16 protein-coding genes are annotated in these 14630 nt (G+C 68.3%); 7 read left to right on the top strand and 9 right to left on the bottom strand.

The genetic code is table 11. The features are described from left to right. Positions 1 to 5 precede the first annotated feature (5 nt). Genes ACYQ5L_RS01990 through nth form a run of 4 tightly spaced genes read right to left on the bottom strand, consistent with a single transcriptional unit; the run spans position 6 to position 3245 of the window. Positions 6 to 1199, bottom strand: a complete 1194-nt coding sequence (locus ACYQ5L_RS01990) for a MarP family serine protease (protein WP_459955107.1) — start codon at positions 1197 to 1199, stop codon at positions 6 to 8. After that, positions 1196 to 1936, bottom strand: a complete 741-nt coding sequence (locus ACYQ5L_RS01985) for an NUDIX hydrolase (protein WP_459955105.1) — start codon at positions 1934 to 1936, stop codon at positions 1196 to 1198. The genes ACYQ5L_RS01990 and ACYQ5L_RS01985 overlap by 4 nt, the downstream gene beginning before the upstream one ends. Further along, a complete protein-coding gene (locus ACYQ5L_RS01980) occupies positions 1933 to 2568 on the bottom strand; it encodes a TlpA family protein disulfide reductase (RefSeq protein ID WP_459955104.1) in 636 nt (211 codons plus the stop codon). The genes ACYQ5L_RS01985 and ACYQ5L_RS01980 overlap by 4 nt, the downstream gene beginning before the upstream one ends. After that, positions 2565 to 3245, bottom strand: a complete 681-nt coding sequence (gene nth, locus ACYQ5L_RS01975; RefSeq protein ID WP_459963295.1) for an endonuclease III — start codon at positions 3243 to 3245, stop codon at positions 2565 to 2567. Before nth ends, ACYQ5L_RS01980 begins: the two co-directional genes overlap by 4 nt. A gap of 229 nt (positions 3246 to 3474) precedes the next feature. Here nth and ACYQ5L_RS01970 point away from each other — a divergent pair, with 229 nt between their 5' ends. Further along, positions 3475 to 3717 carry a hypothetical protein gene (locus ACYQ5L_RS01970; RefSeq protein ID WP_067531589.1) on the top strand — a complete coding sequence of 81 codons (243 nt, stop codon included), beginning with the start codon at positions 3475 to 3477 and terminating at the stop codon, positions 3715 to 3717. 267 nt (positions 3718 to 3984) lie between these two features. Then, on the top strand, positions 3985 to 4659 hold the full coding sequence (locus tag ACYQ5L_RS01965) for a Crp/Fnr family transcriptional regulator (RefSeq protein ID WP_019044571.1): 675 nt from the start codon (positions 3985 to 3987) through the stop codon (positions 4657 to 4659). Positions 4660 to 4762: 103 nt separating this feature from the next. Here ACYQ5L_RS01965 and ACYQ5L_RS01960 read toward each other — a convergent pair whose 3' ends face one another. From ACYQ5L_RS01960 to ACYQ5L_RS01950, 3 genes are all read right to left on the bottom strand, one after another. Then, the gene (locus ACYQ5L_RS01960; RefSeq protein WP_459955103.1) at positions 4763 to 5569 is read right to left on the bottom strand and encodes an MBL fold metallo-hydrolase; all 807 of its coding nucleotides are present in this window, start codon (positions 5567 to 5569) and stop codon (positions 4763 to 4765) included. A gap of 91 nt (positions 5570 to 5660) precedes the next feature. After that, entirely contained in the window at positions 5661 to 6128 is a 468-nt protein-coding gene (locus ACYQ5L_RS01955) for a RidA family protein (protein ID WP_459955102.1), read from the bottom strand. Then, positions 6128 to 6292: a Sp36 family protein gene (locus ACYQ5L_RS01950; protein ID WP_122190876.1), complete on the bottom strand. Its 165-nt coding sequence runs from the start codon at positions 6290 to 6292 to the stop codon at positions 6128 to 6130. The genes ACYQ5L_RS01955 and ACYQ5L_RS01950 overlap by 1 nt, the downstream gene beginning before the upstream one ends. A gap of 140 nt (positions 6293 to 6432) precedes the next feature. Here ACYQ5L_RS01950 and bagA point away from each other — a divergent pair, with 140 nt between their 5' ends. Next, complete coding sequence (gene bagA, locus ACYQ5L_RS01945; protein WP_459955101.1) at positions 6433 to 7452, top strand: ATPase BagA; 1020 nt, start codon at positions 6433 to 6435, stop codon at positions 7450 to 7452. Between the two features lie 2 nt (positions 7453 to 7454). Then, entirely contained in the window at positions 7455 to 8624 is a 1170-nt protein-coding gene (gene bagB / locus ACYQ5L_RS01940; RefSeq protein ID WP_459955100.1) for an ATPase BagB, read from the top strand. A 96-nt stretch (positions 8625 to 8720) separates the two neighbouring features. On the opposite strand, the gene ACYQ5L_RS01935 is transcribed toward bagB, so the two are convergent. Further along, a complete protein-coding gene (locus tag ACYQ5L_RS01935; RefSeq protein WP_033089817.1) occupies positions 8721 to 9044 on the bottom strand; it encodes a WhiB family transcriptional regulator in 324 nt (107 codons plus the stop codon). A 298-nt stretch (positions 9045 to 9342) separates the two neighbouring features. On the opposite strand from ACYQ5L_RS01935, the gene ACYQ5L_RS01930 reads away from it, so the two are divergent. Continuing rightward, a complete protein-coding gene (locus tag ACYQ5L_RS01930; protein WP_459955099.1) occupies positions 9343 to 11700 on the top strand; it encodes a penicillin-binding protein in 2358 nt (785 codons plus the stop codon). A gap of 174 nt (positions 11701 to 11874) precedes the next feature. On the opposite strand, the gene ACYQ5L_RS01925 is transcribed toward ACYQ5L_RS01930, so the two are convergent. Next, entirely contained in the window at positions 11875 to 12339 is a 465-nt protein-coding gene (locus ACYQ5L_RS01925) for a GatB/YqeY domain-containing protein (RefSeq protein WP_379204197.1), read from the bottom strand. Between the two features lie 82 nt (positions 12340 to 12421). Here ACYQ5L_RS01925 and ACYQ5L_RS01920 point away from each other — a divergent pair, with 82 nt between their 5' ends. Beyond that, positions 12422 to 13384, top strand: a complete 963-nt coding sequence (locus tag ACYQ5L_RS01920; RefSeq protein WP_459955098.1) for a metallophosphoesterase — start codon at positions 12422 to 12424, stop codon at positions 13382 to 13384. A gap of 52 nt (positions 13385 to 13436) precedes the next feature. Further along, positions 13437 to 14582, top strand: coding sequence for a DUF8017 domain-containing protein (locus ACYQ5L_RS01915; protein WP_459955097.1), 1146 nt, complete (start codon positions 13437 to 13439; stop codon positions 14580 to 14582). The last annotated feature ends 48 nt before the right edge of the window (positions 14583 to 14630 follow it).

The following is a 14630-nucleotide window of genomic DNA, read 5'->3' as shown; positions in this document are numbered from 1 at the left end:
TCCGGCTAGCTCAGCACACAGCTGCCGGTGCCGACCGGCGCCGAAGCTCCCGGCGCGGCATCGATTTCCGGGCGCACCTCGTCGAGGGTCAGCACATAGCCGGTGTCCTCGTCGGTGACCGCCGCGCCGAAGACCACGCCCAGCACATTGCCGTCGGTGTCCACCAGCGGTCCGCCGGAGTTGCCCGCCCGCACCGAACCGCGCACGGTGTAGACCTCGCGCTGCACATTGTCGTCGCGATAGATATTCGGCCCCTTGAGGTCCAGCGTCTCGCGTACGCGCGCCGCGCTCGCCGTGTAGCGGCCGCCGCCCGGATAGCCGAGCACGATGGCGCTCTCCCCCGACTGGGCGGGCTTGGCGGCCAGCGGAATCACGTCCGCGGTCAGCCCGGGCACCGCGAGCACCGCGACATCCTTGAACGGATCGAACAGCACCACGGTGGCCTCGAGGGAACCGCGCGGGGTGTCCACGCTCACGCTGTTGGTGCCCGCGACCACGTGCGCATTGGTCATGATGCGCTCCGGCGCGACCACGAAACCCGTACCCTCCAGCTGCCGTTGGCAGCTGGGCGCGATACCGCGGATGCGCAGCACGCTGCCCTGCAGGGACTGGGCGACCGGCAGTTGCAGCACGCTCGGATCCGGCGGCTCCACCGCGGCGATGGGCACCCGGCCGAACGGCCCGATGACATCCGGCAGGCCGGAGGTGTTGAGCAGGTTGGAGAACTCGTTGGGGACCTTGCGCAGCCAGTCCGGGGCCACATGGTCGACATTGATGAGGACCTGGGAGTTCTTGACCGCGGCCGCGATTCCCGGCTGCGAGGAGTTGGTCAGCGGCAGCGCCAGCAGCCAGGCGGTGGCCAGCACCGCGACCGCCTGCAGGCCCGCGCCGACCACGCTGTCCACGCTGCGGGTGAACGGATCGCGCATACCGCTGCGGGCCGCCCGCCCCAGCACCATGCCCGCGACCTCGCCGACGATCACCAGGGCCACGATCAGCAGCACGCCGACCAGTACCCGGGAGCGGCCCTCGCTCAGGTGGATGAGGATGTGCGGTGCGATGAGAATGCCCGCCACGGCACCGAGAACCACGCCTAGGAAGGCCAGCGCCGAGGCCACCGCGCCCTGCCGCCACCCGGAGGTGGCGGCCAGCAGCGCGAGGATCACGATCGCGATATCGAGCCAGCCCGAGGCAGTCATAACGTCATCCCAACCGCGGCCAGTGAGGCCTGCAGATCACGCACATCGTGATGGTCCCATTCGTGTTCCCAGCCGGAGACGGCCAGCAGGCCGGCCAGCACGCCCGCGGTGAAGCCCCAGACCAGCATGCCCTCGACCGCGAAGGCCGGGCCCATGTAGCCGAGCGGATGCCGCACCACGAAACGGTTGGCCGGATCGATCAGATCCTTGATCGGCACCCGCACCACGCGCGCCGCCTCGGTCTCGCTCACCACGCCGACCTCGCCGGGCGTACGCCAGTAGGCGACCACCGGCGTCACATCGAAGCGCGAGGGCGGCACGAAGATCTTGGGCAGCACCGCGAACGGCTCCACCCCGGCGCGATCGAGCCCGGTCTCCTCCCAGGCTTCGCGCAGCGCGGTGTCGATCGGCCCGTCGTCGCCGGGCTCCACCCCGCCGCCGGGGAAGGCGACCTGGCCGCTGTGCTGGCGCAGGGTGGCGGCCCGCTGGGTCAGCAGCACGTCCGCGTCCGCGGGCAGCCCGCCCAGGGCCTCCGGATCGGCTTCCGGCGCACCGCCGAACAGCACCAGCACCGAGGCCTGCCGCGGCCGCGCGGCCGCGGCGGCGAAGCGCCGCATGGCCGTTCGCCGCAGCACCGGATTCACCCCGGTCGGATCGGCCGGATCGTGCTCGGCGATACCGCGCAGCCATTCCGGAATCGGGTGGGCCGGCACGAATTCCGCCGGTTCCGCGCTCACGCCCGCACTCCCAGCTCGGCGGCGACGGTGCCGGCGATATCGTCCACGCTGGCGAACGCGCGCACCTCGACCTTGGCCACGGTGCCGTCCGCACGCAGCAGCACCGAGACCGGCAGCACCGCGGGCGCGCCGACGGCCTTGCGTACCTGCGCATTCGGGTCCGCAACACCGGGTAGGTGAATGCCGAGACCGGTCAACCGAGACAGTCCTTTCGCGATGCCCGGATCGCTGTGCACCGTGAGCACGGTGATCGCGTCTCCCGCCTGCTGCGAGAACTGTTGCAGCATAGGCAGTTCCTCCGCGCACGGCCCGCACCAGTACGCCCACAGATTGAGCAGTGCGGGCTTTCCGGCCAAGGCGGCGGCCAGGTCGACGGGGATGCCGTCGGCCAGGCAGTCCAGGGTGAGCCCGCGCAGCGGGCTGTCGCCGACGGGCGCTCCGGTGGGTTGCGGGCAGGCGGCGAGGGCCGCCGCCGCGCGATCGGCCGGGGCGACCGTTTCGGCCGTGGGCGCGGCGTCCAGTACGCGGTCGTTGTCATCGCTGGCGACCACACCGGCCACCACGATGGCCACGGCGACGGCGACGACCACACCCGCCAGCGCCCAGCGCCACCAGGTGTTCGCTGCCCTCACAGGCCCACCAGTTCGAGCAGATGCTCGGTCTCGGGCCCCTTGATCAGTTTCGCGGCGGTCACCGGATCGGCCGGGCCGGTCCCGAAGGACGGGCAGTCCTTGGCCAGCACGCAGGCGCCGCACGCGGGCTTGCGGGCATGGCAGACGCGGCGGCCGTGGAAGATCACCCGGTGCGAGAGCATGGTCCAGTCCTTGCGCTCGATGAGTTCGCCGACGATCTTCTCGACCTTCACCGGATCCTCTTCGTCGGTCCAGCCCCAGCGCCGCACCAGCCGGCCGAAATGGGTGTCGACGGTGATGCCGGGAACGCCGAAGGCATTGCCGAGAATGACATTGGCGGTCTTGCGCCCGATTCCCGGTAGCTCCACGAGTTGTTCGAGCTTGTGCGGCAGGACGCCGTCGTACTTCTCCACCAGCGCCTGCCCCAGCCCGATCAGCGAGCTGGTCTTGTTGCGATAGAAACCCGTCGGCCGGATGAATTCCTCCAGCTCGGCGCGGTTGGCCTCGGCGTAATCGCGGGCGCTGCGATAGCGCGCGAACAACGCGGGCGTGGTCATGTTGACCCGCACGTCGGTGCACTGCGCGGAAAGAATTGTGGCGACCGCCAATTCGAGGGGGGTGGTGAAATCCAGCTCACAGTGCGCGTCCGGGAATGCCTGCGCCAGCGTGCGGTCCATCCGGCGGGCGCGGCGCACCAATCCGAGCCTGGTCTCCTTGGCGCGTGACTTCGCCTTGGCTGCTTTGCCGCTGGTGGGCACGGCGGCGCCGCCGGGTTCGGACCCGTTCGCGGCCACGGTGGATTTGTCGACACGCACGCGTCCACCTTACGGAACCTGCCTGTCCCGACAACCGGGCTGAGCACCTCCCGTGTTCCATCTGAGACCTTCGCCGTGTTTACTGCTGCCTATGCAAGGACTCGCTGTGGTGCTGTTTCCGATAGCGCTGATGCTGTTCGCATTGGTGATGGAACGGGTCGAGAACAAGCTCCGGAAGCTGCTCGAGCCGGACCCGGAGGTTCAGCAGTACCTCGATCGAGCCACGAATGCCGAGGTCAGCGACCTCACGAAACTGGGTCTGCCCGCCGCGGCCGCACGTCCGCGCCGCGCCCGGCCGGCCGCCAAGGGCATGGATGTCGCCCAGGCCAGTTGACCTTTTGCGGTCTGCTTCACACCGTCCCGGCGGCGACCGGGACAATGCTCTTTGGCACGGTTCCTGATCTTCCTTATGGTTGTCGGCGGCGTGTCGACATGCGTGTCGCGTAATCGGGCTTTGCATGTCGAAAACCAGCACAGCGTGCCGGAGAATGATCTCGCCGCGTGGTGTCTATCACTACCCGGCGGTATTGCAAAGTAGACTGCACTGTCGGCCGAATCGCTTCGGTCCAGGACAGAGCCATTTCCCATAAGGAGCACATTCGTGGACGAGGCCCTCGCCAGAGCAGGCATCTTCCAAGGCGTAGAGCCCACCGCGGTGGCGGCTCTCGCCAAACAACTTCAGCCTGTGGATTTTCCGCGCGGCCACGTCATCTTCAATGAAGGTGAGCCCGGTGACCGGCTGTACATCATCACCTCCGGCAAGGTGAAGATCGGCCGCCGTTCGCCCGACGGCCGTGAGAACCTGCTGACGATCATGGGCCCGTCGGACATGTTCGGCGAGCTGTCGATCTTCGATCCGGGTCCGCGCACCTCGACGGCCACCACCGTCACCGAGGTCCGCGCGGTCACCATGGACCGGGACGCCCTCAAGGCGTGGATCGATCAGCGGCCCGAGATCGCCGAGCAGCTGCTGCGGGTGCTCGCCCGCCGCCTGCGCCGCACCAACAACAACCTGGCCGACCTGATCTTCACCGATGTTCCGGGTCGTGTCGCCAAGGCGCTGCTGCAGCTGGCTCAGCGCTTCGGCACTCAGGAAGCGGGCGCGCTGCGCGTGACCCACGACCTGACCCAGGAGGAGATCGCCCAGCTGGTCGGCGCCTCCCGCGAGACCGTGAACAAGGCCCTGGCCGACTTCGCGCACCGCGGCTGGCTGCGGCTGGAGGGCAAGAGCGTGCTGATCTCGGATTCCGAGCGGCTCGCACGGCGCGCGCGCTGACTCCGGGCTGATACGGACGCACGAGACCGGGCCTCACGGGGAGTGATGGCCCGGTCTCGACGTGTGCTCAGCCCGGTGGACTTCTCCGCCCCGCGGACGCGGCTCAGCCGTGCGAACGCAGATAGGCCAGCTGAGCTTTGACCGAGCTGTGGGCCGCGGGCCACAACCGCTTGTCCACGTCGGCGTAGACCTTGGCGACGATCTGGAGCGCTTTGGCGTTGGGGCCCAGCTCCGCGAGGGCCGCGCGCACCTGGTTCAGCCGCTCCTCGCGGTGCGAGAGGTAGTACCGCAGGACCGGTTCCGCATCGGGGTGTTCGGGCCCGTGTGCGGGCAGCAGCGTCCGTCCCGCGCCCGCCTCGACCAGTTTGTGCAGCGAGTCCAGATAGTCCGCCAGCGCGCCGTCCCGGGACTCGAGGACGGTGGTCCCGCTGCCGAGTACGGTGTCGCCGGTGAGCAGCGCCCGCTCGCCGTCGGGACCGTCCACGAGGAAGCTCACCGAGTCCGTCGTATGGCCCGGCGTCGCGAGGACGGTGATGCGCAGCCCGGCCGCGTCGATCGACTCGCCGTCGGCCAGTGGCTCATTCGAGCCGTGCAGAAATTCCGGATCCTGGGCCCGCACCACGGTCCCGGTCTCCTTGACCAGTCGCGCGATCCCGCCGGTGTGGTCGTGGTGATGGTGCGTGACGAGGGTCAGGGCGATGGCGCCGCCGGTCTCGCGCACGATCGCCTCGGTGTGCTTGCGATCCTTGGGCCCCGGATCCACCACCACGCAGTGCGGGCTCCCCGGCGCGCGCAGGATCCAGGTATTGGTGCCCTCCAACGTCATTCCGCTGGGATTGTCGGCCAGCAGGACCGAAGCCGACGGCGTGACCGGCCGCAACTGCTCGTACGCGGGGTGGGTGAGGGTCATGCTCTTGTCCTCTGGGGGTTTGGGGGCTTGGCCCCCAAGGTAATTCCCGGGGGTTTGGGGTTGGCCCCCAAACCCTTCCGGTAGGAACGCGCTAGCGCACTTCGGCGATGAGTTCGACCTCGACGGCGACGTTCTTCGGCAGTTCCGAGACGCCCACGGCGGAGCGGGCGTGCACGCCGGCGTCACCGAAGACCTCGCCCAGCAGGTTGGAGGCGCCGTTGATCACGACCGGCTGATCGTTGTATCCCGGTGCGGAGGCGACGAATCCGACGACCTTCACGATGCGCACCACATTGTCCAGCCCGACCAGGGCGTGCACGGCGGCCAGCGCATTGAGGGCGCACACCTGCGCGGCTTCCTGCGCCCGTTCGGTGCTCACCTCGGCCCCGACCTTGCCGACGAACGGCAACTCGCCGTTCACGACCGGGATCTGGCCGGAGGTGTAGACGAGATTGCCGGTGCGCACGGCCGGGATGTAGGAGGCCACCGGGGCTGCGACGGCGGGGAGTTCGAGTCCCAGCTTCTCCAGGTTCGCGGCCCACTGCGTTGCGGCGGCCATCAGTTCTTGGCTCGCTTCAGGTAGGCGACATGCTGTTCGCCGGTCGGGCCGGGCAGCACCGTCACCAACTCCCAGCCGTCGGCGCCCCACTGATCCAGGATCGCCTTGGTCGCGTGCGTCAGCAGCGGCACCGTCGCGTATTCCCACACGGTCACATCACTCATGCTGTGACATTCTGCCCTGCGCTTCGCACATGCGGATGAGCGGCCGCAAGTACGAGTGGTGTATCAGACAGTCGCGTTTCGGTGCTGGGCAGGAATCAGGAACGAGTTATAGGCTCGCGAGCGTGGGAGTACCGATAGCAGTGCCCGTTTCGGTTGAGCCGGGGGTCGAAGCAGGTTGGCCGGAGCGGGCGGACAAGGCCCGCCTGCATTACGTTTCCGGGAAGGGGGGCACCGGAAAGTCCACGGTCGCGGCCGCATTGGCGCTGGCCCTGGCGGCCGGCGGCCGGAAGGTGCTGCTGGTCGAGGTCGAGGGCAGGCAGTCCATTGCCCAGCTGTTCGATCTGCCGCCGCTGCCGCCCACCGAAACCAAGATCGCGACCGCGGACGGCGGCGGCGAGGTCATCGCGCTGGCCCTGGATGTCGAGCACGCTTTCCTGGAATACCTCGACATGTTCTACAACCTGGGCTTCGCCGGGCGGGCCATGCGGCGGGTGGGGGCCATCGAGTTCGTCACCACCATCGCGCCGGGTCTGCGGGATGTCATTCTCACCGGCAAGATCAAGGAATGCGCGGTGCGCGTCGACAAGTCGGGTAAACCCGTCTACGACGAAATCGTGATCGACGCGCCGCCCACCGGCCGCATCGCCAGCTTCCTGGACGTCACCCAGGCCATGGCCGAGATCGCCGGGGGCGGGCCGATCGCCTCGCAAGCCGAGGGCGTGTCCAAGCTGCTGCATTCGCCGCAGACCATGATCCACCTGGTGACGCTGCTGGAGGCGCTGCCGGTGCAGGAGACCGCGGACGCCATTGCCGAGCTGACCGCCAACGACCTGAATATCGGCACGGTCATCGTGAACCGGGCCGGCGAGGGCTATCTGCCGAAGTCGCTGCGCGCCAAGGCCGCCGAGGGCGATCTGGATACCGACGCGCTGCGCGCGGGCCTGGCCGAGGCCGGAATCACCCTGTCCGACGCGGACTTCCAGGGCCTGGTCGCCGAAACCGTCGAGCATTCCACCCGGCTGCAGGCGCAGGACGAGAGCGCCGAGGAGCTGGCCCGGGTCGACATCTCGCGGCTGTACCTGCCGTCGCTGGCCGATGGCATGGATCTGGGCGGGCTCTACGAGCTGGCCGAAGTTCTGAGCGCACAGGGGGTCCGCTGACCATGATCGTCCCGGCTAGCACTGTCCCGCTGGACATCTCGCGGATCGTCGCCGATCCGTCCGCGCGCATCGTGGTGTGCTGCGGCTCCGGCGGCGTCGGCAAGACCACCACCGCCGCCGCCATCGCGTTGCGGGCCGCCGAAATGGGTCGCAAGGTCGTGGTGCTCACCATCGACCCGGCCCGCCGGCTGGCCCAGTCCCTGGGCGTCAGCGATCTCGGGAATGTGCCGCAGAAGGTGGAACTCGGGCCCGGGGCCAAGGGCGAGCTGTTCGCCATGATGCTGAACATGCGCCGCACCTTCGACGAGATGGTGCTCGAGCACACCAGCCCGGACAAGGCGGAACAGATCTTCGCCAACCCGATCTATCAGACCGTCGCGTCCTCCTTCGGCGGCACCCAGGAGTACATGGCGATGGAGAAGCTGGGCCAGCTGGCGTCCAAGCGCGAGTGGGACCTGATCGTGGTCGACACTCCCCCGTCGCGGAACGCCCTGGACTTCCTGGACGCGCCCAAGCGCCTGGGCAACTTCCTGAACGGCAAGATGATCCGGGTCATCATGGCCCCGGGCAGGGGCGTCGGGAAGTTCGTGGCCGGCGCCATGAGCCTGGCGCTGCGCGGCGTCTCCACCATTGTGGGCGGGCAGCTGCTCAAGGACGCCTCGGTGTTCCTGCAGTCGCTGGAATCCATGTTCGGCGGCTTCCAGGATCGCGCCGACCGCACCTACGCCATGCTGTCGCGGCCGGGCACCCATTTCATCGTGGTGGCGGCGGCCGAGCCGGACGCGCTGCGCGAGGCGTCGTTCTTCGTGGACCGGCTCTCGCACGACAAGATGCCGCTCGCGGGTCTGGTGCTCAACCGCACCCATCCGGTGCTGCTGAACTCGCTGTCCGCCGAGCAGGCTCAGGTCGCGGCGGATCGTCTAGCCCCGGAGACAGCGGTCGACGGCGAAGCCGAGACGCCGGCGGCGCTGGCGGCGGCCGTGCTGCGCATTCACGCGCACCGGGCGGCGACCGCCAAGCGCGAAACGCACCTGCTGCACCGGTTCACGGGCGCGCACCCCAGCGTGCCGATCGCCGCGGTCACCGCGCTGCCCTTCGAGGTCGCGGACCTGGAAGCGCTGCGCGCGGTGGGCGATCAGCTGGCCGAGGCGGGCGCCGCGCGATCCGCGTGACACGCGGCGGATCTGCGTGATTTGCCCGATCTGTCCCCAGAAACGGACCGAGCCCGCGAAAGCGGGCTCGGTCCGTTCTGCTTATGGGGATACTGGTTACATCGCTACTTTCTGTGACCGCTGGACCCGGAAGAAGTCGGCCCAGGATGTCACCTCCGGATGTTGCTTGAGCAGCGCGCGGCGCTGCCGCTCGGTCATGCCGCCCCACACACCGAACTCGACTCGATTGTCCAGGGCGTCCGCCCCGCACTCCATCAGCACCGGGCAGTGCCGGCAGATGGTCGCTGCCTTGCGCTGTGCTGCGCCACGCACGAACAGCTGGTCGGGATCCACTTCCTTGCATCGGGCCTGGGAAACCCAGGCGATTCTCGCTTCGGCCTGCTCCACGTCCAATCGAGCGATCGGGGTAGTCATGTGCATTTGGTGTGCCCCTTTGCAGTCCGAACACCGGGTCACGGCGCTCCAGAATCGCGAGTACAGCGCGCAGCTACCCAACCCCACTGCGTCCTGTACCACATTCCACTTTGAGTGTTAGCTCTATCACACTGGGTTCTCAATCTAGGTAAGAGTGTGCGGCTTGCGCAAGACCGTCCCGAGATTTTCTGGTACGTCCGTCCATGCATTCGTCACCTAAAACCGGGCAGTCGGCACCTTTGAGACGAACTGACACCGAGCGACGCGGGCGCCGACTGCCCGGAAGGCCAATTAGGCTAGACACGTGCCGATCACACGAACGCTCGCGAGACTGGCCGGCAGCTGCGTCCTGGCCGCCGTTCTCCTCGCCGGGCTGCTGTTCCCACTCGCCGGCGGCTTCGGCTATATGTCGAACCGCGCCGCCGACGCCGTCGACAATGTCTCCGCCGAACTGGTGGAGGGCACGGTGCCGGCGGTATCGACCATGGTCGATGTGAACGGCACGCCGTTCGCCTGGCTGTACGAGCAGCGCCGCTTCGAAGTGCCCAGTGAGAAGATCTCCAACGATATGAAGCTGGCCATCGTCTCCGTCGAGGACCGGCGCTTCGCCGAGCACGGCGGCGTCGACTGGCAGGGCACCTTCCGCGCCTTCCTCACCAACACCACCGGTGGCGAAGTGCAGCAGGGCGGTTCGACCATCGACCAGCAGTATGTGAAGAACTACCTGCTGCTGGTGGTCGCCAAGACCGACGCCGAACGCCGCGCCGCCATCGAGACCACGCCCGCCCGCAAGATCCGCGAGATCCGGATGGCGCTGACGCTGGAGAAGGAGCTCACCAAGGACGAGATCCTCACCCGGTATCTGAACCTGGTGCCCTTCGGCAACTCCTCCTACGGCATCCAGGACGCCGCGCAGACCTACTTCGGCATCGACGCCAAGGATCTGAACATCGTGCAGTCGGCCATGCTGGCCGGCATGGTGCAGTCCAGCTCCAAGCTGAACCCCTACACCAACCCGCAGGGCGTGCTGGAGCGGCGGAACACGGTGCTGGACACGCTCATCCAGAACATCCCCAGCCGGGCCGACGAATTCCGCAAGGCCAAGGCCGAACCGCTGGGCGTGCTGCCGGAGCCCAAGGGGCTGCCGCGCGGCTGCATCGCCGCCCAGGACCGCGGGTTCTTCTGCGATTACGCGCTGCAGTACCTGGCCAACGCCGGCATCAGCCGCGATCAGATCGACAAGGGCGGGTACCTGATCCGCACCACCCTCGATCCGGCGGTGCAGGACGCGGTGAAGGCCTCGGTGGTGCAGAACGCCGACCCGAATCTGCCGGATATCGCCCAGGTCATGAATATCGTGGCGCCGGGCCAGGATTCGCATCCGGTGCTGGCCATGGCCTCCAGCCGCACCTACGGTCTCAATGGCGACGCCAACGAAACCGTGCAGCCGCAGCCGTATTCGATGGTCGGCGACGGCGCCGGATCGGTGTTCAAGATCTTCACCACGGCCGCGGCCATGGAGAAGGGGCTCGGCATCAGCGCGCAACTGGACGTGCCCGGTTCCTTCGCCGCCAAGGGCATGGGCAACTCGGGCACGCCCGGCTGCCCCGCCGAGACCTACTGCGTCAAGAACGCCGGCGCCTACAAGTCGCCCATGTCGGTGACCGAGGCGCTGGCGACCTCGCCGAACACCGCGTTCGTCAAGCTGATCCAGTCGGTGGGCGTCACCCCGACGGTGGATATGGCGGTGCGCCTGGGCATGCGGTCCTACACCCAGCCCGGCACCTCCGGGCACGGCAACCAGAGCCTGGCCGACATGATCAAGGACCAGAACCTGGGTTCGTTCACCCTGGGACCGGTCGCGGTGAATCCGCTCGAGCTGTCGAATGTGGCCGCCACCATCGCCTCCGGCGGCAAATGGTGCCCGCCCACCCCGATCCGGGAAGTGGTGGATCGCAGCGGCAAGTCGGTGCCGCTCACCCAGCAGGCCTGTGAGCAGGTCGTGGAGCCCGGGCTGGCCAATACCCTGGCCAACGCCCTCGGCAAGGACGATGTGAGCGGCACCGCGGCCGGCGCCGCCCGCGCGGTGGGCTGGAACGCGCCGCTGTCCGCCAAGACGGGAACCACCGAGAGCCACCGCTCCTCGGCCTTCCTGGCCTTCACCAACTCCTTCGCGGGCGCGGCCTACATCTACGGTGACAGCCCCACCCCGGGCGAGATCTGCTCGTTCCCGCTGCGGAACTGCGGCAGCGGCAACCTGTTCGGCGGTAACGAACCGGCGCGCACCTGGCTGGGCGCCATGAAGAACGTGCTGGATCGCTTCCCGCCCGCGGGCCTGCCGCCACTGGACGACAAGTACGTGCGGGGCGCGAACAACTCACAGATCCCCGACGTCATCGGCATGACGCAGGCCGAGGCCACCTCCACGCTCATCGGCGCGGGCTTCCAGGTCTCGATCGCCTCCGCCCCCGGCGCCGCCAAGGGAACCGTGCTCAGCATCTCCCCCGACGGCTCGGCCATTCCCGGCTCGGTGATCACCGTCTACGTCAGCGACGGCACCCAGATCCCGCCGCCGCAACCGGCCGCCCCGGCGCCGACCCTCCCCGGCCTGCCCGGGATCCAGCTCCCGCCGATCCCCATCCCCATCCCGATCCCCCGGTAGCACCAACTCTCGGGACTCTCAGGGGCTTCGCCCCTGAGACCCCCGGGGACCACGGGCCTCGCCATCCCCCCGGAACCCACGGCTCGTGCCCAAGGACCTCGGCTCAGTGCCGAGCTTCGCGCCAACAGGCAAGGCCCCTCGTCCAGCGGACGAGGGGCCTTGTTCACGTTCTGGTCAGAGCCGGGCCTTCACGGCGGCCGAGATGCGCGAGCCGTCCGCGCGCCCGGCCGCCAGCGCGGTGGCGATCTTCATGACCTGCCCCATCTGCTTCATGCCCGGGCGCTCGCCGATCTGCTCGGCGACATCCGCGATGGCGGTGTCGGCGATATCGGCGACCTCGGCCTCGGTCAGCGGGGTCGGCAGGTACTCCTCGATGACGGCCTCTTCCGCGCGCTCGTTGGCGGCGAGTTCGCCACGCCCGGCCTGCTCGTACACCACGGCGGCCTCGTTGCGCTTCTTCGCTTCCTTGGACAGCACGGCGATGACATCGGCGTCGGTGAGTTCACGCGCCTGGGCTCCGGCGACCTCGGCGTTCTGGATCGCGGCCAGCAGCATGCGCAGCGTGCCGAGGCGCAGCGCGTCCTTCGCCTTCATCGCAGCGGTCATGTCCGCACGCAGCTTCTCTTTGAGTTCCGACATGCGGCCACGGTAGCGCCTGCCGGTGTGGTGGCCCACCTCATTTAAAGCGGTGTTTCCGCCGCCGGTCGCCTATTCTGGGCAAATGCCCGTTATCTCGACCTCCGCCCTCAGCCGTGCCGCACTGGGAGCCGCCGGGGCCGCGGTCGCCGGAATCGGTTACGCCTCGCTGATCGAGCGCAATGCGTTCACGCTGCGCGAGGCGACGCTACCGGTGCTGGAACCGGGTAAACCTTCGCTACGGGTGTTGCACATCTCCGACCTGCACATGATGCCCGGTCAGCAGTTGAAGCAGGCCTGGCTGCGGGAGCTGGATCGGCTGGAACCGGATCTGGTGGTGAATACCGGCGACAATCTGTCGCATATGAAGGCGGTGCCCTCCGTGGTGCAGTCGATGGGCGGGCTGCTGGCGCGGCCGGGCATTTTCGTCTTCGGCTCCAATGACTATTTCGCGCCGGTGCCGAAGAATCCGCTGAAGTACTTCAAGAAGGATCACAAGCGCGTTTTCGGCGACCCGCTGCCGTGGCAGGATCTGCGCGCCGCGTTCACCGAGCGGGGCTGGCTGGATCTCACCCATGTGCGCCGCGATATCGAGGTCTCCGGGGTGCGGATCTCGACCGCGGGCGTGGACGATCCGCACCTGCGGCGGGACCGCTACGACACCGTCGCGGGCGCGCCGAACCCGCTGGCGGACTTGAGCATCGGGCTCACCCATTCGCCGGAGCCGCGAGTGCTGGATCGCTTCGCCGAGGACGGCTACGACCTGGTGATGGCCGGGCACACGCACGGCGGGCAGCTGTGCCTGCCGTTCTACGGCGCGCTGGTCACCAATTGCGGGATCGACCGGGCGCGGGTCAAGGGCGCGTCGAAGTGGGGCGCGCACACCCGGCTGCACGTCTCGGCCGGCGTCGGCACCTCGCCGTGGGCGCCGTACCGCTTCTGCTGCCGTCCGGAGGCGACGCTGCTGACTCTGGTCGGCGCACCGCCCAAGAAGCCGTTCTCGGAGTCCGGTCGCGGACGAACCGTATCGGAGACTGTCGCGCGTTGAGCGTTGGCCGCGATATACAACGCGGTATGTAGTCGTCAGTCAGGGGACAACCGTGACCAGTGGTAACGATAAAGACGATCCGGGGCAGCGCGGCCCGGATCCGGACTGGTGGCAGCAGGGCGCCCCGGCGCAGGATCCGAATTACGGTGGGCAGCAGTCCGATCCGACCTGGGTGGGGGGTTACACACCGCCGCAGCCCACCACGCCGATCACGGGCGGGCAGTATCCGCAGGATCCGTATCAGAGTCAGCCCGGTCAGCCCTATACCGGGCCGCAGCCCTATCCGGGGCAGCAGCCGTACCAGTCGGGGCCGCAACCGTTTCCGTCGGGGCAGCAACCGTATCAATCGGGACCGCAGCCGTATCAGTCGGGGTCACAGCCGTATCCGGTGCAGCCGCAGTACGGACAGCCCGGATATCCGCAGCAGCCGTACCCGCCGCAGCAGCCGCCGGGTGGCGGCAGCGGCAAGATCTGGTTGTTCGCCGGCATCGGCGTGCTGGTGCTGGCCATTATCGGCGCGGTGACGGTCGCGCTGGTGAACCGGGATTCGAGCGAGCAGTCCGCGCAGTCGAATGCGACGCCCTCGCTGATCAGCGCGCTCACCCCCACCGGCAGTTCCACGGCGCCGACGACCAAATCGACCACCACGCCCAAGACCACCGGCCCGGCCGCGGTGGTGCCCGGCTATCAGGTCGTCACGATTCCGGACAATGGCGCGGCCTATGACATTCCGAAGGAGTGGAAGGTCGACCGCACCGGTCAGAGCACCTTCGGCTCCGGCGGCGATTCCATCCCGATCGCCGGTCTCGCCCAGGACGGCGTCGGCTACTGCCCGAATTATGTGCGCACCAATGTCTTTCTGAGCCAGTCCACCGAGACCGACCCGACCAAGGCGGCGACGGATATCGGTGTGCGCCTGGGCCGCATCGGCTGGTCCACCTCGACCGATACGACGCCCGGCATGGCCGAGCCGTTCAAGTCCTCGGACGGGCAATTGGAGGGGATCTTCATGGAGATCACCGGCAATGCGCCCGCGCCGTCGACCGGATGCGCCTCCACCTACTCCATCTACACCTTCGCATTCCCCGGTGACAGTGGGGCTTTCGTCTTCACGATCGCCGCGGACACCGGGGTGGATCAGGCCGTGGACAAGACGCTGGCGAAGAAGATCCTCGCCACCATCCGCCCGTACGAGTAGGCGGGCGCCCGGCGGGGCGGCACGATTCGTCCGACAGGGGGTCCGACG

The organism is Nocardia sp. IFM 10818 (assembly GCF_054655275.1).
Note: the sequence above shows the minus strand (reverse complement) of the source record. Positions and strands in the feature narration are given on the sequence as shown.

Excerpts from the sequence above, each read along its gene's own strand:
- ACYQ5L_RS01990 (WP_459955107.1), bottom strand. The coding sequence starts at position 1,199 with ATGACTGCCTCGGGCTGGCTCGATATCGCGATCGTGATCCTCGCGCTG.
- nth (WP_459963295.1), bottom strand. The coding sequence starts at position 3,245 with ATGGACCGCACGCTGGCGCAGGCATTCCCGGACGCGCACTGTGAGCTG.
- ACYQ5L_RS01970 (WP_067531589.1), top strand. The coding sequence starts at position 3,475 with ATGCAAGGACTCGCTGTGGTGCTGTTTCCGATAGCGCTGATGCTGTTC.
- ACYQ5L_RS01960 (WP_459955103.1), bottom strand. The coding sequence starts at position 5,569 with ATGACCCTCACCCACCCCGCGTACGAGCAGTTGCGGCCGGTCACGCCG.
- ACYQ5L_RS01955 (WP_459955102.1), bottom strand. The coding sequence starts at position 6,128 with ATGGCCGCCGCAACGCAGTGGGCCGCGAACCTGGAGAAGCTGGGACTC.
- ACYQ5L_RS01950 (WP_122190876.1), bottom strand. The coding sequence starts at position 6,292 with ATGAGTGATGTGACCGTGTGGGAATACGCGACGGTGCCGCTGCTGACG.
- bagB (WP_459955100.1), top strand. The coding sequence starts at position 7,455 with ATGATCGTCCCGGCTAGCACTGTCCCGCTGGACATCTCGCGGATCGTC.
- ACYQ5L_RS01935 (WP_033089817.1), bottom strand. The coding sequence starts at position 9,044 with ATGCACATGACTACCCCGATCGCTCGATTGGACGTGGAGCAGGCCGAA.
- ACYQ5L_RS01925 (WP_379204197.1), bottom strand. The coding sequence starts at position 12,339 with ATGTCGGAACTCAAAGAGAAGCTGCGTGCGGACATGACCGCTGCGATG.
- ACYQ5L_RS01920 (WP_459955098.1), top strand. The coding sequence starts at position 12,422 with ATGCCCGTTATCTCGACCTCCGCCCTCAGCCGTGCCGCACTGGGAGCC.